At 41.0% G+C, this 288-nt stretch carries 1 protein-coding gene; it reads right to left on the bottom strand.

All coding sequences use genetic code 11. The features are described 5' to 3' along the window. On the bottom strand, positions 1-288 hold a 288-nt coding region (locus tag HMPREF2697_RS03650), incomplete at both ends, for a Spy0128 family protein (protein WP_142350075.1).

The following is a 288-nucleotide window of genomic DNA, read 5'->3' as shown; positions in this document are numbered from 1 at the left end:
CTTCTGGAGGAGTCACACGGTTGTTAAATTCTTTGTCCGCAATTGCACCTACAGTCGCGATAAGAACTTTAGCTGTTCCATCGTGTTTAACTGTAACTGTTACATTCGCTTTCATTGTGTCGTATGTAACGGTTGCGTCTGTGCCTTTAACTTCTTCTACTGTGTAGTTATGAACGCCTTCTTGACCCTTCTTGAATTCGAGAGCTTTGAACTTAACGTTACCAGAAGCATCGTTCTTCACAGTTTCAAGAGTATTACCTTCTGAATCTTTAAGGACGAAGCTGAATT

The organism is Streptococcus sp. HMSC064D12, from assembly GCF_001837205.1.
Classification (GTDB): Bacteria; Bacillota; Bacilli; order Lactobacillales; family Streptococcaceae; genus Streptococcus; species Streptococcus salivarius_D.
This window is presented reverse-complemented; position numbering and strand designations above follow the sequence as displayed.